Source organism: Pollutimonas bauzanensis (assembly GCF_040393045.1).
In the GTDB taxonomy this organism is placed as follows: Bacteria; Pseudomonadota; Gammaproteobacteria; order Burkholderiales; family Burkholderiaceae_B; genus Pollutimonas; species Pollutimonas bauzanensis_A.
This window is the reverse complement of the sequence record NZ_JBEBUX010000037.1, coordinates 1-22558: the sequence shown is the minus strand read 5'-3', so window position 1 is coordinate 22558 and position 22558 is coordinate 1. Positions and strand designations below refer to the sequence as shown.

Below are 22558 nucleotides of genomic sequence, written 5' to 3'. Positions count from 1 at the left end.
GGTTGTATGTTTGATGGTGTAAGCATGAACGGCAAGAAGGTCCTCATTACCGCGGGAGCCAGCGGCCTGGGGTTGGAAATGGCCAAGGTTTTCAGCGAAGCGGGGGCGGACGTCTTCATTTGCGATATCAACCAGACATTGCTGGATGCCGCGAAGGCGGAGTGCCCGTCGGTGCATATCGCGATCGCCGATGTGTCCGACGAAGCCAGTGTCGCTACGCTGTTCAAACAGGTAGAGCAAGATCTAGGCGGGCTGGATGTGCTGGTGAATAATGCGGGCATTGCCGGGCCTACCGGCTATGTCGAAACGCTTTCCAAAGCCGACTGGGACAAGACGCTAGCCGTCAATATTACAGGCCAGTTCTTATGCGCCCGGTTAGCGGTTCCCTTGCTCAAGAAGTCTTCGGCGGGTGTCATGATCAATTTGTCGTCTGCCGCGGGCCATCTGGGCTTTGCCGGCAGGTCTGCCTATTCGGCATCTAAATGGGCGGTTGTTGGATTTACCAAATCATTGGCTATCGAACTGGGCAAGTTCGGTGTGCGTGTCAATGCGATCTTGCCCGGCGCAGTGGAGGGCCCGCGCATACGTGCGGTCATTGCTGCCAAGGCGGAAACCTTGGGCAAGCCGGTACAAGCGGTTGCCGATTTGTATGAGCAACAAGCATCGCTTGGGCGCATGGTAACGGCGCGCGACATTGCCAATATGGCGTTGTTCTCTGCCAGCGGCGCGGCTGGCAATGTAAGCGGGCAAGCCCTGGTTGTCGATGGACATACCCAGGCTTTGGTCTAACGCAGCGGATTCGAGGAACTTATGAAAATTGCGGTGATTGGCGCGGGACTGATAGGCCAGGCATGGGCCATTGTTTTTGCGCGAGGCGGATGCGAGGTTCAGCTTTGGGATGGCGACCAGGATGCCTTGGCGCGTGCCATGGGCCTGATCGCCGGGCAGATGCAGCAGCTTGAAAGTAAAGGGCTGCTGGTTGGCGCGTCGGCAGCCATGGCCCGTATTCAAGCTACTGCCACCCTGAAGCAGGCATTGACGGGCGTGGACTATGTGCAAGAAAACCTGCCCGAACGTATCGATGTCAAGAAAAGCATTTACCAGCAGATGGATGCGCTGTGCGCGCCCGCGACCATCCTGGCAAGCTCCACGTCCAGCATTCCGGCTTCGGCCTTTACCGAAGACCTGCCAGGGCGGCATCGCTGTCTGGTCGCGCATCCGGTGAATCCGCCTTATCTTATTCCAGTGGTTGAGTTGTGTGGTGCACCCTGGACCGAACCGGCGGCCATAGAAAAAGCGCGGGAAATCATGCAAAGCGTTGGCCAGAAGCCGGTTACGGTGCATAAGGAAGTAGAAGGCTTTGTGTTGAACCGCTTGCAGGGGGCTTTGTTGCGCGAGGCCTTCCGTCTGGTGCAGAGCGGCTGCATTAGTGTCGAAGACCTGGACGTTACCGTAAAAGACGGGCTCGGCTTGCGCTGGTCATTCATGGGGCCGTTTGAAACCATAGATCTCAATGCGCCGGACGGTTTGCAGGACTACTGCAATCGATACGGCGGCATGTATCAGTCGATATCGCAAGAGCAGGTATCGACCGATAGCTGGAGCGACGAATTGGTGGCGACAGTAGAGGCGCAACGCCGCGCTTTGTTATCGAAGGACGAATTATTGAAGCGCCGCTTATGGCGCGACGAACGTCTTATGGGACTGCTGTTGCACAAGAGCGTATCTGAATCGAATGACGCGAATTAATTGACTAAGACAAGGATCACATCACCATGGCTAGCAAGAAAAAAGTAATTATTACCTGCGCAGTGACCGGGGCGATCCATACGCCCAGCATGTCCAAGTATCTGCCGGTGACGGCGGATGAAATCGCCGAAGCCGCTATCGCCGCCGCGAACGCCGGCGCCGCGATTTTGCATTTGCATGCGCGCGATCCCAAGGATGGCAAGCCGTCCCAGGACCCAGAACTGTTTCGGCCGTTTCTCGAAAAGATCAAGGCCAGCACTAATGCCGTGGTCAATATCACTACCGGCGGCAGTCCGCATATGACGGTTGAGGAACGCATGCGTCCCGCCATGACCTTTAAGCCTGAAGTGGCTTCCTTGAATATGGGTTCAATGAACTTCGGGCTATTCCCTATGCTCGATCGCTTCAAGACCTTCGAGCACGAATGGGAGCGCGAGCATCTGGAAAATAGCCGCGACCTCATTTTCAAGAATACCTATAAAGATATCGAAGCCATTCTGCGCAAAGGCAGTGAAAACGGCACGCGTTTCGAGTTCGAGTGCTATGACATCAGTCATTTGTACAACCTGGCGCATTTCATGGACCGCGGGCTGGTGCAAAGCCCGCCATTCATACAGTCGGTGTTCGGCATTCTGGGCGGCATAGGCCCCAACCCTGAAGACTTGATGCATATGCGCCGTACGGCCGACCGCCTTTTTGGAGATAATTACCAGTGGTCCATTTTGGGGGCTGGCCGCAACCAGATACCCTTGGCGACAATGGGCGCAGCCATGGGGTCGAACGTGCGTGTCGGGCTCGAAGATTCGCTGTGGATAGGCCCGGGGCAATTGGCGTCCTCCAATGCGGAACAGGTCAGCCGCATACGCATTATTCTCGAGGCGCTGAATCTGGAAGTGGCAACGCCTGATGAAGCCCGCGCCATTCTGCATCTGAAAGGCGCGGACAAGGTCAATTTCTAGGTACACATTAACGGCTGGTACAAAAATAGGGGCTTTGCATGTTCGACTTGTCGGGTCAGGTAGCATTGGTAACGGGATCATCACGCGGTATCGGGTTGGCGGCGGCGCAGGCGTTGGGGCGTCAGGGTGCAACCGTTATCATCAACGGTCGGGATTCGGCCAGGCTTGAACAGGTAAAGCATGAACTTGGCGCGCAGGGTATAGCAGCCCTTGCGCTGCCTTTCGACATTACGGATATTGATCAGGGCATACAGGCGATCGATGATGTGCTTGGCTTGGTAGGGAAAATTGATATTTTCTTTTCCAATGCGGGCGTCCAGCACAGGGAAAAGCTATTGCAATTCCCTTTGTCAGACTTCGAGCGCGTAGTGTTTGCCAACCTGACTTCGCAGTGGGCGCTAGGCAGGCACGTGGCGTCCGTCATGGCAAAGCAGCAGTATGGCCGCATCATTTTTACCGGGTCGATAACAGCGATTTTGGGCCGCAAAGAGATCACGGCCTATACCGCTGCCAAGTCGGCGCTTCATGGGCTGGTCAGGCAGTGGGCCGTCGAGCTGGCCGACTCCGGTATTACGGTCAATGCCATTGCCCCGGGCTATATCAAAACAGAACTGACCAGGAAACTGTGGGACGATGCCGAATTCACTACTTGGTTGCAGAGCCGGGTGCCACAGAAGAAGTGGGGCCTGCCCGACGATATTGCTTCGGCTCTAGTCTTCTTTGCGGCGAAAGAGTCGCAGTTTGTTTCAGGGCAAATACTGGCGGTTGATGGCGGCTTGTCGACGTCCATGTAACGCCAGCCTGGCTGGGCCGTTTTTCGGTCGCGCGGCCAATGAAATACAATACGGGTAACCAATGCAAGCCGGCATTCGCACGCTTGCCACTTCCACCTTTATTTAAACCCGATGCAAGGCCCCGCTGTTTTTGCGGGGCTGCCCAGCGTCCAGCACTTGAATCAAAATGAATCGCCGTCCATTTTGATTGAAAAGGTAAAGTACTTGTGACCTACTCAGTTAAAGAAATATTCCTTACCCTGCAGGGCGAGGGCGCGCAGGCGGGCCGTCCCGCGGTGTTTTGCCGATTCGCCGGCTGCAACCTGTGGTCGGGCCGCGAGGAAGATCGCAGCACAGCGCAATGTCGGTTTTGCGATACCGACTTTGTCGGTACTGACGGCACTCTGGGCGGCAAGTACAAGACAGCTGAGCAGTTGGCGGACTTGATCCAGGCAACATGGGGCGGGCAGAAACAGCATCGTTTCGTGGTGTTCACCGGTGGTGAACCGCTGTTGCAGTTGGATGCGGCCCTGATCGATGCGCTGCATGACCGGGGGTTCGAGATCGCCGTTGAAACTAATGGCACGGTGCAGCCGCCGGCAGGCATTGATTGGTTGTGCACCAGCCCCAAGGCAGGAACGGAATGGATAGTTCGCCAGGGGCAGGAGCTTAAGCTGGTTTTCCCGCAGCCAGGCATGGATCCGGCCGATATGGAACATTTGCCGTTTGACGAGTTTTGGCTGCAGCCTATGGATGGCCCCGATCAGGCTGCCAATACTGAGGCAGCGATTGCTTACTGCCTGGCCCACCCTCGTTGGCGCCTTAGCGTTCAAACACACAAATTAATTGGAATTCGATAGTATGTCGCGCGCATTAGTACTTTTTTCCGGCGGTCAGGACTCAACCGCCTGCCTGGCCTGGGCCTTGGCCCGCTACTCGCATGTTGAAACCGTGGGTTTCGATTATGGCCAGCGCCATATGGTTGAAATGGAATGCCGCCTGACAGTACGCCAGGAAATGAAAAACCAGTTTCCTGAATGGTCGAGCCGCCTGGGCGATGATCATGTGCTGGATTTGAGCTTGCTTGCGCAGCTGTCGGATTGCGCCTTGACTGCCGAAAAAGAAATCGCATTTGCCAGCAACGGTTTGCCCAACACTTTTGTTCCCGGCAGGAACCTGCTTTTTCTGACTTATGCCGCGGCGTTAGCGTATCGACGCGATATCACTGTCTTGATCGGGGGGATGTGCGAGACGGATTATTCCGGCTATCCCGACTGCCGCGACAACACGATGCAAGCGCTGCAACTGGCATTGAACCTGGGCATGGATCAGCATTTCCGTATTGAAACACCGCTTATGTGGCTGGATAAGGCTGCCACATGGCGTTTGGCGGGGGAAGTCGGAGGGCAGAAACTGATTGCCCTGACCCAGGAACACACGCATACCTGCTATCTGGGCGATCGGTCGATTCGGTACGATTGGGGATATGGTTGCGGCACTTGTCCTGCATGTGAACTGCGTGCCCGGGGCTACCAAGAATTTACCGCCAGTATCGAGGCCTCCCATGACTAGTATCACCAGGAAGCTGGAGTTCGATGCCGGACATCGCATCCCCGATCATCGCAGCCAGTGCAGGAACCTGCACGGTCACCGTTATGTATTGGAAATTACCCTTGAGGGCGATGTGATCGCCGCACCGGGGTCATCCGACAATGGCATGGTGATGGATTTTTCGGAAATCAAATCCATAGCCAAGAAGTACATTGTCGATCAGTGGGACCATGCCTTTCTGGTTTTTAAAGGCGATACGGCGGTCGTGGATTTTCTTGCATCGCTCGATAATCACAAAACCGTGCTTATCGACAGCATTCCAACTGCGGAAAACCTGGCGCATCTGGCCTTTGATACGCTGGCCCCGCAGTACGCGAGCCAGTTCGGCGGCAACCTGCACCTTAGCCGTGTAAGGTTGTATGAAACGCCCAACTGCTGGGTCGACGTCGTTGCAACGTCGCCAGCTGCTGGCTGATTAGGCGGGCCGGCGCGCCTTCACGCACTGCGCGGCCTCGTTCGCCCGCTTGCGCGCCACATCGACATCGCTGTCATAAGCCAGGGCTACGCCCATGCGGCGGTTGGTGAAGCTTGCTGGCTTCCCAAACAAGCGCAATTCGGTTTGTGGTACCTGCAACGCTTTGCTCACGCCTTCGAACACCACATCATCTGCATCGACCCCCCCGTAGATGACGGCGCTGGCGCCCGGGCTCTTGAGCTTGGTGCTGACGGGCAGCCCCAAAATGGCTCGTGCATGCAGTTCGAATTCGTTTTGCCACTGGGTAATCATGGTGACCATGCCAGTATCGTGGGGACGCGGGCTGACTTCGCTGAACCAGACCTCGTCGCCTTTAACGAATAGTTCCACCCCGAATATGCCTTGCCCGCCCAAGTTGTCCGTTACTGCCCGCGCAACGCGTTGCGCATTTGCCAGTGCGGCCGAAGACATTGGGTGCGGCTGCCAGCTTTCAACATAGTCGCCCGCTACTTGCGTGTGGCCTATGGGTTCGCAGAACTGAGTTTCGACTTGGCCGTCGGCGCCAAGCGCGCGTACGGTCAGCAGCGTGATTTCGTAGTCGAAATCGACAAAGCCTTCGACGATGATGCGGCCATGGCTGACCCGGCCGCCAGTCATGGCGTAGTCCCACGCGGCTTGTAAATCGTCGGGGCCGTCCAGTTTGCTTTGGCCCATGCCGGAACTGCTCATGACGGGTTTGATGATGCAAGGATAGCCAATGCCATTGGCGATGGCTGCCCGCAGTTCATCAAGCGAATCGCAGAACTGGTAGGGGCTGGTGGGCAAGCCCAGCGTTTCGGCTGCCAGGCGGCGTATGCCTTCACGGTCCATGGTCAGGCGCGCAGCACGTGCCGTTGGTATGACGCGCACGACACCGGCGGCTTCAAGGGCTTCGAGTACGGGTGTGGCAATGGCTTCGATCTCGGGCACCACGATGTCGGGCCTTTCAGCCTCGATCAGCGCCTTGAGCTGCGCGGGGTCGCTCATGGTGATGGTGTGTGCATGATGGGCGACTTGATGGCCAGGCGCATTGGCATAGCGGTCTACGGCGATGGTTTCGACGCCCAGCCGTTGCAGCGCTATCAGGACTTCCTTGCCGAGCTCGCCAGAGCCAAGCAACATTACCTTCGTCGCAGAGGGGGAAAGAGGGGTTCCGATAGCGGTCATATAAGACTCTCTGTGCCAAATGAAAGTATGGATTGTAAAGGGTGGAGGGCGGGGTGCCTACTGGCGCCAGATCGCGCTAATAACCCTGTTGTCCAATACGGTATATCCGCCGGCCGCCACGCAGCCAAACACAACATGCGCGGCCAGTGTGATCCAGTCGCGCGTTAACGAAAACCACGGAAATGCCAGGGTGAATCCATACATATTGATGCCGTATAAAGCCAGGCCGTAAAAAATGCCCGCAAGTAGCGAACGTTTTACATTCCAGTAGAGCAGGATGTTGGCCAGTATCACGCTGTAGGTGATGGAAAGCGCGAAATGAAGTAGCGTGGCAACAAGCATGATCTTCACGTCGAACGTGGCGGGAGGCGGTAGCGCCTCTGGGCCCAGCACAATTGCTGCCGCCAGGCGCGCATCCCGGTACAAGATTTCGGGCAGCGCGCCGTCCAGGAAAAGCCACCACAGAACAATTTGCGCGATGGTGGCAACGCATCCTGCGATCATTCCCGAAGCAATGGCTGCACACCAATTCAATGAAGCCTGCGGGTTGCCGTTGTGCCGTTTATGCATACGCATTAACAATGCGTCAGGCCGAGCAGACGAGTATTCAGGCGCAGGGCAAGCCCTTCTGCGCCTTGCCGCATGACTTGATTATGGTTCCAGGCGAACAGGGGCTTGGCAACAGGCGCCAGTAGATTCATCCATCCCCTGGTGGTGCGTACATGCCATTCGTAACGCACTATGGTTGCGGGCGCCTCATAATAAAAATGCCAACAGCCGACACCTTCGAGCTCTCCGCTTGCCAACCCTTCCAGGAGCTTGAGCGGCTCGGCTCGGACCACGCAAATATCGAAGGTCAATCGATACGGAAGCTGGCCCTTCCAGGTAAAGCGCCATAGTCCGCCGATGCCGTCCGGATCGCCGGGGTTGATTTCATCGACTTTCTCCACGTTTTTCCACCACAAGGGCCATTCATGACATGAGAAGATGGCGTCCGAGACTTGAGATAGCGGCGCTTCGATGCGCCAGATCGTGATGAAGCGGAATTCTGCCATGGCTTATTGATCGAAGAAGTCATTGGGGAAATCGGGGTTCAGTTCAAGCGCCTCCATGTCGACGGTTTCCATCAGTTCGCCTGCGGCGTTGTAGCTTACTACCCTTACCGGGAAGCCGGTCTCCGGGTTCAGCCATAGTTCATAGCGGTGTACGGAGGCAATTGAAAAACCGTTGTCACCTTCGACGACAAGGTGCACGGTTTCCTTGCCATCGATGTTTTCGAGGCCAAGCACGTCCGTTTTTCCATGGTCTTGTAGTGATTTGGTATTTTGATAAAGCGTGCCGACATCAGACTGGTCTATCTGTTGACCGGAAGGGCTTTTGATCAAGCGGTTGCCTGGACTCAGGGCAAGGCCTGGCAAGCTGTGACGGCCGAAAGGCCATAGTTTGGCTTGCTTTTTGACTGGGTCGTAAATCAATACGGCGCCTTTGAAGGGCTGTTGCAGTTCGACCCTGACAAACCCAGGCTTTTTGAAATAATAAAGAAACAGGCTGGTGTCGTTGTTGCTGGTCGTGCGTATCTGCATTTGATACGAGGTAATGTTTTGATAATGCTCGATCGCGCTCTGGATAGGATGGGCAGAGCCGGATATAAGTAGCGAGACCATCAAAAGTTCTCCGAACATGATGATTCGACATCCAGAATGACGCTCCGATTTTTTACAGAGCAGCCGAGAAGATCCTGTGCCGCTTATCTTAGCACCGTCGGGCGTGGTGCCGGCCCGCTTACCCGGCTATGATAAGGGCTCCGGATATTGTCTGACAGCACCATAACCAAAATGGCTTCATGAACACTGCTGAAACTTGCGCCCGCGGCGCCACTGCAGAAACCGGCACAAGCCGCGCAACCCAGCTATTGCTGGGCTTGAGCCTGATGTTAATTGCCTTCAATTTGCGGCCGCTGTTTTCCAGCTTGTCGGTATTGCTGCCCGAGGTCTTGCAGCAAACCAGCCTGACGTCGTCGGGCGCCGGGTATCTGACCACGCTGCCGGTCTTGTGCCTGGGATTATTTGCGCCATTCGCTCCTCGGGTATCGCGGCGTATAGGGCCTGAGCGCACTTTACTGATCATGTTGCTGTTGTTGACAGCAGGTACGGCGTTGCGAGGCATGGGCGACATGTACTCGCTGTTTATCGGAACAACAATGGCCGGCGCGGCTATCGCTACCGGCAACGTGCTCTTGCCCAGCGTAGTCAAACGCGATTTTCCCAAGCATGCCGCCTTGATGACGGGACTCTACACAATGGCATTGTGCGGTGGCGCCGCATCGGCTGCGGCCTTTACCTTGCCCCTTGTGCATTTTTTCGATGAGTCCTGGTCGGTTGGCCTGGGAATATGGGCGCTGCCTGCCGCACTGGTTGCCGTGATCTGGGCGCCCCAAGCCTTGCGCAGTAAACCGGGGGCGGGACGGGCGGCGCAGCGCCCCGGCAGTTTGTGGCGCGATCCCCTGGCATGGCAAGTTACCTTTTTCATGGGGTTGCAGTCGGCCCTGGCATATTGCGTTATGGGTTGGATGGCGCCGATCCTCCGGGATCGCGGGATGGATGGCGTCGAGGCGGGATATGTGCTGTCGGTCTCCATTCTGCTTCAGGTGGTTACCTGCCTGCTGGTTCCCCCGCTGGCGGTCAGGTGTAGAAATCAATCCTTGTTTAATGCGGGGCTTGCCCTGCTGGCTGCTGTTGCGCTGGCGGGCTTGGTGTTTGCGCCCTTGTCGACGGTATGGGTCTGGGCGGTTTTGCAAGGCATAGGCCAGGGAGGCCTGTTTGCCATGGCCATGACGGTTATTGTGCTGCGTTCTCCAGACTCCCTGGTTGCGGCGCAGTTGTCAGGAATGGCTCAGGGCGTGGGCTATGTGCTGGCGGCGTTCGGGCCATTGCTGATTGGCGTCCTGCACAGCATAACGGGTGGCTACGCCGCTGCCGGATGGCTATTTGCTTTCCTTGGCATGGCTACTGCTATTAATGGTTGGGGAGCGGGGCGAGCCATCCTGGTAAGCTCCCATAGGCCGGATTAGCGCGTAAAACGGGCATGATCCAGTCATGACAACAAAGGAATATGACTATGACACAATCGAAAAGCATCAATCGCCGCATCGTTCTGGCGTCCCGTCCGCACGGCTTGCCGACGGCAGGCAACTTTCGCCTGGAAGAGGTGCCTGTTCCCGAGCCTAAAGACGGCGAAGTATTGCTGCGCAGCGTGTACCTTTCGCTGGATCCCTATATGCGTGGCCGCATGAGCGATGCGCCATCCTACGCGGCGCCGGTGGAGGTCGATGCGGTGATGGGGGCGGGAACAGTCAGCCGCGTTGTTGCATCGCGTCATTCCGACTATGCCGTGGGCGACTGGGTCCTGGCGCAAGGAGGCTGGCAAGACTACGCCGTTTCGACCGGCGCGGGCCTGACTCGCTTGGGCGACAAGCCGGATCACCCTTCCTATGCATTAGGCATACTTGGCATGCCTGGATTCACGGCCTATATGGGCTTGCTGGATATCGGTCAACCCAAGGCGGGTGAAACCTTGGTGGTTGCGGCTTGCACAGGCCCCGTTGGCGCGACGGTGGGGCAGATCGGCAAAATCAAAGGTTGCCGCGTAGTAGGCGTAGCTGGCGGCCCTGAAAAATGCCGTTATGCGGTTGAAGAACTGGGCTTTGACGCCTGCCTCGACCACAAGGCGGCGGATTTCGCCGAGCAACTGGCCAAGGCCTGCCCCAATGGCATCGATATCTATTATGAAAACGTAGGCGGCAAGGTTTTCGACGCTGTTTTGCCTTTGCTGAATACCTCGGCCCGCATCCCTGTATGCGGCTTGATCTCGTTCTACAACGCGACTGAACAACCGCAAGGTCCGGATCGCCTGGCGTTGCTGATGCGTACGGTATTGACCAAGCGGCTGAAAATTCAGGGCTTTATTATTTTCGACGACTATGCGCCGCGCTACGACGAGTTCGCCCGCGATATGGCTGCATGGATTGCTTCGGGCCAAATCAAGTACCGGGAAGACATGGTGGAAGGGCTGGAAAATGCACCGCAGGCGTTCATCGGACTGATGCAGGGCAAGAACTTCGGCAAGCTGGTCATACGAGTCGGCGCGGATTAAGTCTCGACAATTTGCGAGATGGGCCGCTATGCAAATAGGTCGCTGAGTTCGCGAGACGGGACGTATGGCAAAAAAGCTGAGTAATTTGTTTTTTTCCACGGCAAAGAAAATGGCGCGCTTACAGCGGCAGGCATTCAAGCTTGCGAGCGCGCCGCATGTAAAACGACCTAAGAAAAAAGCGGTCAAGGCCAGAACACCCCTGGCTCTACCGCCCGTGGCCGTCAGTACCGGTGCTGGCTTATGGCAAAACCTGATACACAAGGTTGCGCCCTCCCGAACCGAATTATTGGGGCGGCTGGCTTACAGCTTATATAGGCCCGTCGGTGGTTCGATGCAAGGCCTGCCGTTGGTGGTGATGTTGCACGGCTGCCAGCAAACTGCGCACGAGATGGCGATGGGCTCGCGCATGAATCGCCTGGCCGACGGTAAAGGGTTCGCGGTGCTTTATCCTCAGCAAACCAAGCGCGTGCAGGCCCTGCGTTGCTGGCGCTGGTTTCAGCCTGATGCGGCCCACGGTTTTGCCGAGGCCGATGCCATCGCCGACCTTGTTCGTACCGTTGTCAAACGCTACAAGCTGGATGCAGGCCGAATTTACGTCGCGGGCTTGTCTGCCGGCGCAGGTATGGCCGGGCTGGTGGTCTTGCGGCACCCGCAGCTTTTTGCGGCGGTGGCCATGCATTCTGGCGCGGTTCTGGGCGAGGCGCACACCCCTGGCGGAGGAATGCGGGTCATGCGGCGCGGCACCCTGCAAGACCCTGCCAGCTTGGTTGATCCGTTGATAGATAACAGGAATGGCTTTGCTGGAATGCCGGCGCTCATCTTGCATGGCCTGCGCGACCATCTCGTGGCGCCGCGTAACGCCCGCCAGTTGGCGCAACAGTTCGTGCATGTGAACTGGGCGGTGCCGATTGGGAATGGCGGCCTGCCGGTTTATCCCTTGGGCAAGGCGGTCGTCATGGCGGCGGGTACCCATAGGGAGTACCAGCGTGAGGATTTCCTGATGGGGCGCAAAGTGATGGTGCGCCTATGCCTGATCAAAGCCATAGGCCATGGCTGGAGCGGCGGCGACGATAAGTTGAAATTCAATGCCAGGGAAGGCCCTAAAGCCAGCTTGTTGATCTGGCAGTTTTTTGTCAACCATCGGCGCGCCCCATAAGCTGCCATTACGGTTGCCCGGTTTCCAGGAAAACAGCAGACATTTCCGTGGCGGCCCGGCGCATGGCGGGGGCGAATTCAGCCAGACGCGACAGGGAGATGCGTGCGGTGGGCGCGTGGCAAGCAACGGCGGCAATCACGTTGTCCTGGGCATCTAGAACCGGTACTGACACGGCCACCATGCCTTGTACAAACTCTTCGTTATCTATCCCCATGCTTTGCGAGCGGATCCGGTCGAGTTCGGCAACCAGTGCTTCGCGTTGCGTGATGGTTCGGGGGGTAAGCGCCGCAAGCTCGATACGATCCAGTATCTGCTTTTGCTGGCGCAGCGGCAGGCATGCCAGGAACAGTTTGCCGCTGGCGGTGCAATGCAAGGGAACGTGGACGCCTATCTCAAGGTGAAGTTGCAGCCGAAGGATTTCCGTGGTTTCCACGCGCGCCAGATATTGCACGGCATCGCCCGATAGCGCGGTCAGATTGCATGATTCCCCGGTAATCACGACCAGCTTGCCAAGCACCGCCCGGCAGGCACGTAAGAAATGCGGCGTCCTGATCACCGATAACGCAAGATGGTTGGCCCGCGGCCCCGGCGTGTATCCCGCTGCGCCAGGCAGCTTACTGACATATGCCATTTGCTCCAGCGTATTGAGCATGCGCATTAAGGTTGTTTTAGGCAGGCCGGTTCGTTGCGTCAGCTGCGCCAGGGTTTGCGGATAGCTGGCATTGGCTAACTGCTCCAGGACTTGCAGTACACGCAAGTGCCGGGATGATTGCTCCTCCATACTGTCTCTCAGTTTGTCCATGATGTTGATCAAGATGAAACGATAATGACACATTATGTTCCACTAATGAACTGTTTAGGGCTAACCCTATAGTTCAAACGAAGCAAACAGCCCAGACTTTCCCCATCGAAAAATGACAACAATAAGGCAATAGGGTTGGTGACAATGTCAGAAACTGTGGATTATGTGGTGGTTGGCGCCGGTTCTGCGGGGTGTGTCCTGGCAAATCGCTTGAGCGAGAACGGCAAGTATTCCGTTTGCCTTCTAGAGGCCGGTCCACCCGACAAGAATATTTGGATTCACATTCCTATCGGGTATGGCAAAACCATGTTCAACACAAAGCTGAACTGGGGTTTCTATACAGATCCGGATCCCAATATGCTGGGACGCAAAATCTATTGGCCTCGCGGCAAAACCCTGGGGGGGTCCAGTTCCATTAATGGACTGATTTATGTTCGTGGGCAAAAGGAAGATTACGACGCGTGGGGCCAGCAAGGCAATAAGGGCTGGAGTTGGGAACAGTGCCTGCCTTATTTCCGCAAGCTCGAAAGCAATGATTTGGGTTCAGGTCCAACCCGGGGCACTGAAGGGCCTTTGCATGCGACATCGATCAAAACCAAGCATGAACTGGTAGAGGCTTTTATCGGCTCGGCCGAGAATAATGGCGTTGCGCGTGTTTCGGATTTCAATACGGGCGATCAGGAGGGCGCGGGCTATTACCAACTGACGACGCACAAAGGCAAGCGCTGCTCGACCGCGGTGGCGTACTTGAACCCAGCTCGGGGTCGTCCCAATCTGCGGATTGAAACCAATGCGCAAGCGACCAAAATCCTGATGGAAGGTCAGCGCGCTGTGGGCGTCGCTTATAAACGCGAGGGGCGCCTGCTGACGATCAAGGCCAATAAAGAGGTCATCCTTTCTGCCGGCGCCCTGCAGTCCCCGCAGTTGTTGCAACTGTCGGGCATCGGGCCTTCGTCGCTATTGCAGCAGTTTGGCATTCCGGTCATCAAACATCTGGCGGGCGTGGGGGAAAACCTGCAAGATCATTTGCAGCTTCGGCTGATTTACGAAGTGACCAAGCCCATCACCAATAACGATCAGTTACGCAGTTTCTGGGGCAAGGCCAAGATGGGCTTGCAGTGGGCTCTGTTTCGAGGTGGGCCGCTGGCTATTGGCATCAATCAGGGGGCAATATTCTGCAAGGCGCTACCTGAAGAGTCCAAAACGCCGGATATTCAATTTCACTTTGGCACATTGTCGGCTGACATGGCTGGGGGTAATGTCCACGATTTTTCGGGCTGTACCTATTCCGTTTGCCAGTTGCGGCCGGAATCACGCGGATATGTGCGTATCAAGTCGGCTGACCCATTTGAGGCGCCTTCGATGCAGCCGAACTATCTATCGACTGATCTGGACCGCCGCACCGCGGTTGCCGGGGTCAGGTTCGCCCGGCGGATTGCCGCCACTGAACCAATGAAAAGCTTGATGAAACGGGAGCACAGGCCAGGCCAGGATGTGAATACCGATGACGAAATTCTGCATTTCTGCCGGGAATATGGCGCCACCATTTTTCATCCTTCGGGCACGGCCCGGATGGGGCTGGCGTCCGACGCGCTGGCGGTGGTCGATGAGCGTCTGAGGGTGCATGGCGTCCACGGATTGAGGGTGGTGGATGCATCGATTATGCCGACCCTGGTATCAGGCAATACGAATGTACCTATCGTGATGGTGGCTGAAAGGGCTTCCGAGTTTATTTTGGAGGACGCCAGGCAGGCGGGTTGATAGCAGTGGCAGTTTGTTCAGAGGGTGCAAGAAAAAATAGAAAATCTAACGGATAGGCCATAGGCCATCCAAATCCAGACAGGAGACAGACAATGGCAGCAGATGAAAAGACAGTCCGGCGTGTGGTGATCGCGTCGGTGATCGGGGCGACGATAGAGTGGTATGACTTTTTTCTTTATGGCGTCATCGCAGGGCTCGTCTTCAATACGCTTTATTTCCCTAGCGAAGACGCTTATATCGGTACACTGCTGGCATACGCCACATTTGCGGTAGGGTTCGTTGCGCGCCCATTGGGCGGAGTCATCTTCGGGCATTTTGGCGATAAAGTCGGCCGAAAAAGCATGCTGGTCATCACGCTGATGATTATGGGCGTCTCGACATTCGCCATCGGCCTTATTCCTTCCTATGACAGCATCGGCATCTGGGCGCCGTTGTTATTGCTGTTTTGCCGTGTGCTTCAAGGCATAGGTCTGGGGGGCGAGTGGGGCGGTGCTGTCTTGATGGCTTATGAATATGCGCCTAAAAATAAAAAGGGTTTCTACGCATCTTGGCCTCAGGTAGGTTTGGCGACGGGCCTGTGCCTGGCTTCGGGTGTCGTGGCGCTGTTGTCGGCAGTATTCACCAACGAGCAGTTTTACGATTGGGGCTGGCGTATCGCGTTTTTGCTGTCCGCATTATTGGTTTTCGTGGGAATGTATATCCGTTTGACCATTAAAGAGAGCCCCGAGTTTGAGGCTGTGAAAGCGCGCAATGCGGAAAGCCGGATTCCGTTTGTCGATATGATCAAGAAATACCCCATGAATATTCTCAAGGGAATGGGCGCTCGTTATATCGATGGTGTTTTCTTTAACATTTTCGGCGTATTCATTATCAGCTATCTAACCCAGAATCTGGATTTGACTCGTACCGAAGCATTGACGGGGGTGATGGCGTCCGCGGTGGTGATGTGCTTTTTCATACCCTATTTTGGCGCGCTATCGGACAAGTTGGGTCGCACCAGGGTTTATTTCTGGGGCTCCCTGATCACGGCGTTTTCAGCTATTCCGGCTTTTTGGCTAATCACTACCCATAGTGAAAACCTGATGGTGGTCTGGCTTTCTATCGTTATTCCGTTCGGTATCTTTTACGCATCGGTATATGGCCCTGAAGCTGCATTGTTTTGCGAGTTGTTCGATACAGATGTGCGCTACACCGGGATTTCCTTCGTGTATCAGTTTTCCGGTATCTTCGCCTCGGGCATCACGCCCATGATCGCCACCGCGTTGCTGCATGCAAACGGCGGGCAACCATGGTACATCGTTGGTTATGTCGTTGTGGTCGGCATCATTTCCGCGATCAGTGCGGCAACAATAGGTCGAAAATACGTAAGAACCAGCCTGAGTACGGTAGGTTAAGCCTGTAAAATGGAAAGTTCGCCGCCCTGTTTGCGCAGGGCGGCGATTCAATTGTGGTCTATTCCCTGTTGTACATTAGCTGGCTTATGATTCCTGAACTCTCCATTCTTATACCGTTTGCTTGCGTTGTCATTGTCGGCGTCTACTTCAATACTGTCACCGGCTTTGGGCTGGCCATGATCATCATGGCCCTGGCAAATGGCATGGGGCTCGCATCGGTGGCTGACCTGGCTACCATCATCTGCTTGGTGCAGCTCGTCAACAGCGCGGTGGCCCTGAAAGGCAATATGTATCATCTGGACTGGCGGATTGCCCGGGTGGTGATATTGGGCGTGCTGCCCTCCAGTATTCTGGGGGTGCTTTTGCTGGACTATCTTAGCGCTGCCGCCGCAGATGTCGTACAGATGCTCCTGGGTGTCGTTGTGATCTACGGCGGTATGAATTTCGCTTGGCGGCCCACGCCCTTGAAGCAGCTGTCCCGGCCAGCCAGTTTTTTTTCGTTCGGCATCCTGGGAGGCGTCATCGGAGGTATGTTCGGTATACCCGGGCCCCCACTGATTTTCCAGTTCTACAGGCAACCTATGAGCTTGCCGCAAATCCGCAGCTACTTGATTTTGTTGTTTGCCGTGATGTCCGGCACGCGTACTCTGTTCGTGGGCTGGCAAGGCCAGTTGAGTTCGGGTGTGCTGATCATGAGCGCACTCTTTATCCCGGTGGCTGCCATCGCCACGATGGCAGGGCGGCGCTATCCGCCTCCGTTCTCTCAAGAGACCATGCGACGTATTGCCTTTGTCATGCTGGTATTGATGGGTATAGGTCTAATCATCCCCGCAGCGCTCAATATCGTCTGATAGGTAAAAGCAATGGGGTATATAAAAACTATCAATTATGAAAAATGATAGTTATGTCCTATACTGACGTTGTGTTCAGTTTTCAACCACTTAAAGGAAAACACAATGTCCCTGATCAATACGCAAATCAAACCTTTTAAAGCAACTGCATTCCACAACGGCAAGTTCGTCGATGTCAGCAACGAATCCGTCGCTGGTAAATGGTCGGTCTTTGTTTTCTACCCTGCCGATTTCACTTTCGTTTGCCCAACTGAACTGGAAGACTTGGCTGAACAATATTCCGAATTCCAAAAAGCCGGTGTTGAAATCTACAGCGTGTCGACCGATACGCATTTCTCGCACAAAGCATGGCATGACACTTCCGACGCCATCGGTAAAGTGACCTACCCCATGATCGCCGATCCCACCCACGTATTGGCACGCAACTTCGAAGTGCTGATCGAAGAAGAAGGCATGGCGCTGCGCGGTACGTTCGTTGTGAACCCTGAAGGCCAGATCAAGGTTATGGAAGTGCATGACAACGGCATCGGCCGCGTCGCTTCCGAACTGCTGCGTAAGGTGAAGGCAGCTCAGTACATCGCTGCTCACCCCGGTGAAGTTTGCCCCGCCAAATGGGAAGAGGGCGCCAAGACTTTGACCCCTTCGCTGGACCTCGTAGGCAAGATCTAAGGTCGTAACCCGCTTGCGGTAAGCAGGTAAGTTATGTACCCGCCGCGCCCTGGCCAAGAGCCGCGGGCGCGGTACCCCTGAATCCTCTTATCATGAAGGCTCGATACGCTATGTTAGATGCAAACCTTAAAACTCAGTTGAAATCCTATATGGAAATGATCTCGCTTCCTATCGAGATCGTGGCCTGCCTAGACGACAGTGCCAAATCGCAGGAACTGCGCGCACTGCTGCAGGAAATCGAACTGATGTCGGATCGCATCACGCTAACAGAACGTAACGACAGCGACGAACGCAAACCTTCTTTCAGCATCAATCGCAGCGGTACGGACATTAGCGTGCGTTTCGCCGGCATTCCCATGGGCCACGAATTTACGTCGCTTGTGTTGGCTTTGCTGCAGGTTGGTGGTCATCCCATCAAACTGGATGAGGCCGTCATCGAGCAGATACGCAATCTGGATGGCGACTACAAGTTTGAAACCTATTTTTCCCTGTCTTGCCAGAATTGTCCCGACGTCGTCCAGGCATTGAACGTGATGTCCATCATCAATCCACGCATTCAGCATGTGGCAATTGATGGCGCTTTGTACCAAAGCGAAGTTGACGAACGTCAGATTATGTCGGTGCCCACCATGTACATGAATGGTGAAGTGTTCGGGCAAGGCCGTTCCAGCGTTGAAGAAATCCTGTCCAAACTGGACACGGGCGCTTCCAGCCGCAAGGCGGAAGAACTCAGCGCCAAAGATGCCTATGACGTATTGATCGTCGGCGGCGGGCCGGCTGGTGCGGCTGCCGCGGTATATGCCGCGCGTAAAGGCATTCGTACCGGCGTCGTGGCAGAACGTTTCGGCGGCCAGGTGCTTGACACCATGGCCATAGAAAACTTTATCTCGGTCAAGGAAACTGATGGGCCAAAGTTTGCTGCGGCGCTGGAAGAACACGTCAAGGCTTACGACGTCGACATCATGAACCTGCAACAGGCAACGTCCCTTACACCGGGCAAGCTGATCGAGGTCAAGCTGGCGAATGGCGGCGTTCTGAAAAGCAAAACCGTGATTCTCTCGACGGGTGCCCGCTGGCGTGAAATCAATGTGCCGGGCGAGCGTGAATATCGCAACAATGGCGTGGCCTATTGCCCGCACTGCGATGGTCCGTTGTTCAAGGGCAAGCGTGTTGCGGTAATCGGTGGCGGCAACTCGGGTGTCGAGGCAGCAATCGACCTGGCCGGCCTGGTCAAGCACGTTACCCTGATCGAATTCGGCGACACGCTGCGCGCCGATGCGGTATTGCAGCGCAAACTGCTCAGCATGCCCAACGTGACGGTCATTATGTCGGCCCAAACCACCGAGATCCATGGCGATGGCAAGAAGGTCAATGGCTTGTCATACAAAGACCGCGTATCGGATGAAATCCGTCATGTCGAGCTGGAAGGCGTATTCGTTCAGATTGGGTTGGTGCCTAATACTGAATGGCTGAAAGGCACTCTGGCGTTGTCGCGCCACGGCGAAATCGAAATCGATGCCAAGGGGCAAACATCGCTTCCAGGCGTATTTGCCGCCGGCGACGTCACTACCGTGCCTTACAAGCAGATCGTGATCGCTGCCGGTGACGGCGCCAAGGCCGCGCTTAGCGCCTTCGATCACCTGATCCGCAATTCGGTAACCGAGGACGAGTACCAGAACGAAACTGTCGACGCGGCAGTAGCCTGAAATTAAGTAGTGAGTGGCGGCCACTGGCTGGATTCTTCCAGCCAGTGGCCGCCTAGTACATTCTGGCAGATATGTCGTGCCTATGGCGCTGCATGATTACTGCCAATGGGCGTATGTCACCCGGCTACAATCGCTGATATGAATTCCTAAACTACAAGGTGTGTAATTTCATGGGTACAAAAATCAGAATCGGTATTGCCGGATACGGAAACCTGGGGCGTGGCGTCGAAGCGGCGGTTGCGCAGAATGCCGATATGGAGCTCGTAGGGGTGTTCTCCCGCCGGGATCCGGCCAGCGTGAAGCCGTTGAATCCTGCTGTGCAGGTGCGTTCGCTGGCCGCCATCGGCGAATTTCAGAACGATATCGACGTGCTGATTCTTTGCGGCGGCTCTAAAAACGACCTCCCCGAGCAAGGGCCAGCCCTGGCTGCCATGTTCAATACGGTAGACAGCTTCGATACCCACGCGAAAATTCCTGAATATTTTCAGGCGGTAAACCAGGCCGCCGAACCCAACGGCAATACCGCACTGATTTCAGTGGGCTGGGATCCTGGCCTGTTTTCGATAAACCGTCTTTTTGGCGAGGCTGTTCTGCCGCAGGGCGCTACCTACACATTCTGGGGCAAAGGGCTTAGCCAGGGCCATTCCGATGCCATTCGTCGTGTTCCAGGCGTGAAAGGGGCCGTGCAATATACGATACCCGTGCCTGATGCGGTAGAGCGCGTACGCAGCGGCGAACTTCCCATTTTATCGACACGCGAAAAACATACGCGTGATTGTTATGTGGTTCTTGAGGCGGACGCCGATGCCGCAACGGTCAAGCAAGCCATCGTGACCATGCCTGATTATTTTGCCGATTACGACACTACTGTCAGCTTTATCACTGAAGACGAATTGAAACGGGATCATTCCGCTATGCCTCATGGCGGTTTTGTCATTCGCAGTGGAACTACCGGTGCAGGAACGGCGCAAGTGGTCGAGTATTCGCTGAAGCTAGACAGCAATCCCGAGTTCACTTCCAGTGTTCTGGTCGCTTATGCGCGGGCCGCGTTCAGGTTGAACCAGCAAGGCAGCATCGGGGCCAAAACGGTATTCGATGTGGCGCCAGGGCTATTGTCACCCAAGACCGCGGCAGACCTGCGCAAAGCGCTTTTGTAATGTTCGCGCGGTAGTGTTTAGTATCATTGTTGTGTCGCCGATGCTTCTACAATAGGCACGTTAGTTGCTGTCGCCAAGGCGACAAACACAGCAAGGAGCACGCGTGCCGCGCTACATAAAAATAATCTTGTGGGCATGTCTGGGCGTAGTCCTGACATTGGTGTTGGCGATGTTGTTGGTCGCCACCTTTAACTGGAACTACGCCAAGCCCTGGATTAACCGCCAGGCCACTGAACTGGCGGGCCGGCCTGTAGCTATCGAAGGCGATCTTTCTGTTAAATGGCTAGGTCCTGCCAAACAGGGCGGCTGGCGCGGTTGGGTTCCGATGCCGCAGATAACGGCCCAGCAAATCACAGTGGGCAATCCGCAAGACAGCAAGCTTGACGTCAACATGGCCGATATCAAGAATCTTGAAGTCGTAGTCAATCCTCTTGCATTGCTGAATCAGACAATACAAATCCCCCGCTTGAAGATCGAGTCGGCCAATGTTCATCTGGACCGCAACGCCGAAGGCGCCAATAATTGGACCTTTACCCAGCCTAGAGCAGATAAGTCAGCGCCTTCTAAATGGGAGTTCGACCTGCAGACGCTGCAATTATCGCAAGCCCGAATACGTGTCGTGGATGCGGCAAGCAAGCTTGATCTCGATGCCGAACTGGATAGCCTGGAAGAAGTCGGCAAGGAAGGCTATGGCATAGGCTTCAAGGCGAGCGGCAGTTACAACGATGCGGATATCAAAGGTACCGGCCAGTCGGGCGGCATACTGTCGCTACAGTCGGGCAGCGACCCGTTTCCTTTGCAAGGCGAAGTGAAAGTCGGCGAAACTGCGATAAGCATCGAGGGTTCTGTGACGCGCCCTCAGCAATTGGCTGGGCTGGACGTACGTTTGAAACTGGCGGGCGACAGCATGGCCGACCTGTATCCATTGACAGGGGTAGCCCTGCCCAATACGCCGCCTTATCATACAGAAGGGCGTCTGATCGGTTCGCTCGAGGGCGAGAACGATGTGTGGCGTTACGAGGACTTCAAAGGCAGCGTCGGGAAAAGTGACCTGGAGGGCACCTTGGAATACCACGTGCGCAAACCGCGTTCGCTCCTGACGGGGGAGGTGGAGTCCAAGCTGCTTCGACTCAAGGATCTGGGGCCTTTGATAGGCATTGATACCAGCGACGTCAAGGCCAGCGGCAAAGACAAGGACAAGGTCAGGCAGCCGGCTGATAAAGCGTTGCCAGTTGCCCCCATCAGCACCAAGGCGTGGGGAACCATGGATGCGGACGTCAAGTTCAAGGGTGTCAAAATACTGCGCGACAAGGACTTGCCGCTCGACGATATTGAAGCCCATGTCAAGCTGGACGACAGGGTGCTGGCGTTGACGCCGTTGAATTTCGGTTTTGCCGGGGGCACGCTGAGCAATGTCATCACGTTGAACGGACGAAGTGAAAAAATCGAGGCTGACATGGTCACTTCGGCTCGGCATTTGAAGTTGAAAAAACTGTTTCCTGGCGCTGAAAGCATGAATGCCAGTTTTGGCGAACTGCATGGCGATGCGACGTTGAAGGGCCAGGGGCGTTCAATCGCCGAGCTGCTTGGTTATTCAAATGGTGAAATGAAGGCCGTGGTCAGCAAGGGCACAGTCAGTCATTTCTTGCTTGAGGCTGCCGGCCTGAATATTGCGAACATGGTGCTGGTCAAACTGTTCGGCGATGAGCAAGTTATGCTGAATTGTGTGGCAGCCGATTTCCGCGTTACCAATGGCTTGATGCAAGCACGTGTTTTCAAGCTGGAAACCGAAGATACCACCGTCGATGTAACGGGTGACGTCAATCTTCGTACTGAAAAGCTGGATTTGGATGTACGTCCGGCAAACAAGACCGTGCGGATTTTCACCTTGCGCTCGCCGCTGTACATAAAAGGCACTTTCAAAAAGCCCGACGTGGGTGTACAGGCGGGGCCGCTGGTGGCCAGGGCCGGCGCCGCCGTTGTGTTGGGTGTCGTAGCCACTCCGTTTGCCGCGCTTTTGCCGCTGCTGAATGTGGGCACGAACGACTCTGACGGTTGCACGGCGCTGGGGGATGGTGCAGGTAAATCTTCTAAATCTTCTAAAGCTGATGAGTCATCAAGTAATAATAAAAACAGTAAGAAAGGCCAGGCCGACGATGACAGGGCTAACTGGCCTTCCTCCCAAGCCCTGCCTTGA

At 55.6% G+C, this 22558-nt stretch carries 22 protein-coding genes; 17 read left to right on the top strand and 5 right to left on the bottom strand.

What is annotated here, in order from left to right:
- Positions 1-6: 6 nt before the first annotated feature.
- From ABWO67_RS07905 to queD, 7 genes are all read left to right on the top strand, one after another.
- Positions 7-789: an SDR family oxidoreductase gene (locus ABWO67_RS07905; RefSeq protein ID WP_353149993.1), complete on the top strand. Its 783-nt coding sequence runs from the start codon at positions 7-9 to the stop codon at positions 787-789.
- Between the two features lie 21 nt (positions 790-810).
- Positions 811-1749, top strand: a complete 939-nt coding sequence (locus ABWO67_RS07900; RefSeq protein ID WP_353149990.1) for a 3-hydroxyacyl-CoA dehydrogenase — start codon at positions 811-813, stop codon at positions 1747-1749.
- Between the two features lie 26 nt (positions 1750-1775).
- The gene (kce, locus tag ABWO67_RS07895) at positions 1776-2708 is read left to right on the top strand and encodes a 3,5-dioxohexanoate:acetyl-CoA acetone transferase (RefSeq protein WP_353149987.1); all 933 of its coding nucleotides are present in this window, start codon (positions 1776-1778) and stop codon (positions 2706-2708) included.
- Positions 2709-2746: 38 nt separating this feature from the next.
- The gene (locus tag ABWO67_RS07890; protein ID WP_353149984.1) at positions 2747-3502 is read left to right on the top strand and encodes an SDR family NAD(P)-dependent oxidoreductase; all 756 of its coding nucleotides are present in this window, start codon (positions 2747-2749) and stop codon (positions 3500-3502) included.
- 206 nt (positions 3503-3708) lie between these two features.
- On the top strand, positions 3709-4341 hold the full coding sequence (queE, locus tag ABWO67_RS07885) for a 7-carboxy-7-deazaguanine synthase (protein ID WP_353149981.1): 633 nt from the start codon (positions 3709-3711) through the stop codon (positions 4339-4341).
- A gap of 1 nt (position 4342) precedes the next feature.
- Positions 4343-5053, top strand: a complete 711-nt coding sequence (gene queC, locus ABWO67_RS07880) for a 7-cyano-7-deazaguanine synthase QueC (RefSeq protein WP_353149978.1) — start codon at positions 4343-4345, stop codon at positions 5051-5053.
- The gene (gene queD / locus ABWO67_RS07875) at positions 5046-5507 is read left to right on the top strand and encodes a 6-carboxytetrahydropterin synthase QueD (protein ID WP_353149975.1); all 462 of its coding nucleotides are present in this window, start codon (positions 5046-5048) and stop codon (positions 5505-5507) included. Before queC ends, queD begins: the two co-directional genes overlap by 8 nt.
- Here the strand turns inward: queD and purT are convergent, their stop codons facing one another.
- Genes purT through ABWO67_RS07855 form a run of 4 tightly spaced genes read right to left on the bottom strand, consistent with a single transcriptional unit; the run spans position 5508 to position 8377 of the window.
- Positions 5508-6713: a formate-dependent phosphoribosylglycinamide formyltransferase gene (gene purT, locus ABWO67_RS07870; RefSeq protein WP_353149972.1), complete on the bottom strand. Its 1206-nt coding sequence runs from the start codon at positions 6711-6713 to the stop codon at positions 5508-5510.
- Between the two features lie 57 nt (positions 6714-6770).
- Positions 6771-7289, bottom strand: coding sequence for a sodium:proline symporter (locus ABWO67_RS07865; RefSeq protein ID WP_353149969.1), 519 nt, complete (start codon positions 7287-7289; stop codon positions 6771-6773).
- The gene (locus ABWO67_RS07860) at positions 7289-7768 is read right to left on the bottom strand and encodes an SRPBCC family protein (RefSeq protein ID WP_353149966.1); all 480 of its coding nucleotides are present in this window, start codon (positions 7766-7768) and stop codon (positions 7289-7291) included. The genes ABWO67_RS07865 and ABWO67_RS07860 overlap by 1 nt, the downstream gene beginning before the upstream one ends.
- A 3-nt stretch (positions 7769-7771) precedes the next feature.
- On the bottom strand, positions 7772-8377 hold the full coding sequence (locus ABWO67_RS07855; protein WP_353149963.1) for a LolA family protein: 606 nt from the start codon (positions 8375-8377) through the stop codon (positions 7772-7774).
- A gap of 179 nt (positions 8378-8556) precedes the next feature.
- Between ABWO67_RS07855 and ABWO67_RS07850 the strand changes: the two genes are divergently transcribed.
- The 3 genes from ABWO67_RS07850 to ABWO67_RS07840 all read left to right on the top strand — a co-directional run bounded on the left by ABWO67_RS07850 (position 8557) and on the right by ABWO67_RS07840 (position 12021).
- Positions 8557-9783, top strand: a complete 1227-nt coding sequence (locus ABWO67_RS07850) for a CynX/NimT family MFS transporter (protein ID WP_353149960.1) — start codon at positions 8557-8559, stop codon at positions 9781-9783.
- A 47-nt stretch (positions 9784-9830) separates the two neighbouring features.
- Positions 9831-10865 carry an NADPH-dependent curcumin/dihydrocurcumin reductase gene (curA, locus tag ABWO67_RS07845; RefSeq protein ID WP_353149957.1) on the top strand — a complete coding sequence of 345 codons (1035 nt, stop codon included), beginning with the start codon at positions 9831-9833 and terminating at the stop codon, positions 10863-10865.
- A 109-nt stretch (positions 10866-10974) separates the two neighbouring features.
- Positions 10975-12021, top strand: coding sequence for an extracellular catalytic domain type 1 short-chain-length polyhydroxyalkanoate depolymerase (locus tag ABWO67_RS07840; protein ID WP_353149955.1), 1047 nt, complete (start codon positions 10975-10977; stop codon positions 12019-12021).
- A gap of 7 nt (positions 12022-12028) precedes the next feature.
- Here the strand turns inward: ABWO67_RS07840 and ABWO67_RS07835 are convergent, their stop codons facing one another.
- Positions 12029-12823 carry an IclR family transcriptional regulator gene (locus ABWO67_RS07835; RefSeq protein ID WP_353149952.1) on the bottom strand — a complete coding sequence of 265 codons (795 nt, stop codon included), beginning with the start codon at positions 12821-12823 and terminating at the stop codon, positions 12029-12031.
- A 144-nt stretch (positions 12824-12967) separates the two neighbouring features.
- Between ABWO67_RS07835 and ABWO67_RS07830 the strand changes: the two genes are divergently transcribed.
- From ABWO67_RS07830 to ABWO67_RS07800, 7 genes are all read left to right on the top strand, one after another.
- A complete protein-coding gene (locus ABWO67_RS07830; protein WP_353149950.1) occupies positions 12968-14584 on the top strand; it encodes a GMC family oxidoreductase in 1617 nt (538 codons plus the stop codon).
- Positions 14585-14676: 92 nt separating this feature from the next.
- Positions 14677-15978 carry an MFS transporter gene (locus ABWO67_RS07825; RefSeq protein ID WP_353149947.1) on the top strand — a complete coding sequence of 434 codons (1302 nt, stop codon included), beginning with the start codon at positions 14677-14679 and terminating at the stop codon, positions 15976-15978.
- 86 nt (positions 15979-16064) lie between these two features.
- Complete coding sequence (locus tag ABWO67_RS07820; RefSeq protein WP_353149944.1) at positions 16065-16829, top strand: sulfite exporter TauE/SafE family protein; 765 nt, start codon at positions 16065-16067, stop codon at positions 16827-16829.
- A gap of 105 nt (positions 16830-16934) precedes the next feature.
- On the top strand, positions 16935-17498 hold the full coding sequence (ahpC, locus tag ABWO67_RS07815) for an alkyl hydroperoxide reductase subunit C (protein WP_353149941.1): 564 nt from the start codon (positions 16935-16937) through the stop codon (positions 17496-17498).
- A 110-nt stretch (positions 17499-17608) separates the two neighbouring features.
- Positions 17609-19204 carry an alkyl hydroperoxide reductase subunit F gene (ahpF, locus tag ABWO67_RS07810; RefSeq protein ID WP_353149938.1) on the top strand — a complete coding sequence of 532 codons (1596 nt, stop codon included), beginning with the start codon at positions 17609-17611 and terminating at the stop codon, positions 19202-19204.
- Between the two features lie 170 nt (positions 19205-19374).
- The gene (locus ABWO67_RS07805; protein ID WP_353149935.1) at positions 19375-20361 is read left to right on the top strand and encodes a diaminopimelate dehydrogenase; all 987 of its coding nucleotides are present in this window, start codon (positions 19375-19377) and stop codon (positions 20359-20361) included.
- A gap of 103 nt (positions 20362-20464) precedes the next feature.
- Entirely contained in the window at positions 20465-22558 is a 2094-nt protein-coding gene (locus ABWO67_RS07800) for an AsmA family protein (RefSeq protein WP_353149932.1), read from the top strand.

Excerpts from the sequence above, each read along its gene's own strand:
- ABWO67_RS07855 (WP_353149963.1), bottom strand. The coding sequence starts at position 8,377 with ATGGTCTCGCTACTTATATCCGGCTCTGCCCATCCTATCCAGAGCGCG.
- queC (WP_353149978.1), top strand. The coding sequence starts at position 4,343 with ATGTCGCGCGCATTAGTACTTTTTTCCGGCGGTCAGGACTCAACCGCC.
- ahpF (WP_353149938.1), top strand. The coding sequence starts at position 17,609 with ATGTTAGATGCAAACCTTAAAACTCAGTTGAAATCCTATATGGAAATG.
- ABWO67_RS07830 (WP_353149950.1), top strand. The coding sequence starts at position 12,968 with ATGTCAGAAACTGTGGATTATGTGGTGGTTGGCGCCGGTTCTGCGGGG.
- ABWO67_RS07820 (WP_353149944.1), top strand. The coding sequence starts at position 16,065 with ATGATTCCTGAACTCTCCATTCTTATACCGTTTGCTTGCGTTGTCATT.
- queD (WP_353149975.1), top strand. The coding sequence starts at position 5,046 with ATGACTAGTATCACCAGGAAGCTGGAGTTCGATGCCGGACATCGCATC.
- ABWO67_RS07840 (WP_353149955.1), top strand. The coding sequence starts at position 10,975 with ATGGCGCGCTTACAGCGGCAGGCATTCAAGCTTGCGAGCGCGCCGCAT.
- ABWO67_RS07850 (WP_353149960.1), top strand. The coding sequence starts at position 8,557 with ATGAACACTGCTGAAACTTGCGCCCGCGGCGCCACTGCAGAAACCGGC.
- ABWO67_RS07825 (WP_353149947.1), top strand. The coding sequence starts at position 14,677 with ATGGCAGCAGATGAAAAGACAGTCCGGCGTGTGGTGATCGCGTCGGTG.
- purT (WP_353149972.1), bottom strand. The coding sequence starts at position 6,713 with ATGACCGCTATCGGAACCCCTCTTTCCCCCTCTGCGACGAAGGTAATG.
- ahpC (WP_353149941.1), top strand. The coding sequence starts at position 16,935 with ATGTCCCTGATCAATACGCAAATCAAACCTTTTAAAGCAACTGCATTC.
- ABWO67_RS07890 (WP_353149984.1), top strand. The coding sequence starts at position 2,747 with ATGTTCGACTTGTCGGGTCAGGTAGCATTGGTAACGGGATCATCACGC.
- ABWO67_RS07900 (WP_353149990.1), top strand. The coding sequence starts at position 811 with ATGAAAATTGCGGTGATTGGCGCGGGACTGATAGGCCAGGCATGGGCC.
- curA (WP_353149957.1), top strand. The coding sequence starts at position 9,831 with ATGACACAATCGAAAAGCATCAATCGCCGCATCGTTCTGGCGTCCCGT.
- ABWO67_RS07835 (WP_353149952.1), bottom strand. The coding sequence starts at position 12,823 with ATGGACAAACTGAGAGACAGTATGGAGGAGCAATCATCCCGGCACTTG.
- kce (WP_353149987.1), top strand. The coding sequence starts at position 1,776 with ATGGCTAGCAAGAAAAAAGTAATTATTACCTGCGCAGTGACCGGGGCG.
- ABWO67_RS07865 (WP_353149969.1), bottom strand. The coding sequence starts at position 7,289 with ATGCGTATGCATAAACGGCACAACGGCAACCCGCAGGCTTCATTGAAT.
- ABWO67_RS07905 (WP_353149993.1), top strand. The coding sequence starts at position 7 with ATGTTTGATGGTGTAAGCATGAACGGCAAGAAGGTCCTCATTACCGCG.
- ABWO67_RS07860 (WP_353149966.1), bottom strand. The coding sequence starts at position 7,768 with ATGGCAGAATTCCGCTTCATCACGATCTGGCGCATCGAAGCGCCGCTA.
- ABWO67_RS07805 (WP_353149935.1), top strand. The coding sequence starts at position 19,375 with ATGGGTACAAAAATCAGAATCGGTATTGCCGGATACGGAAACCTGGGG.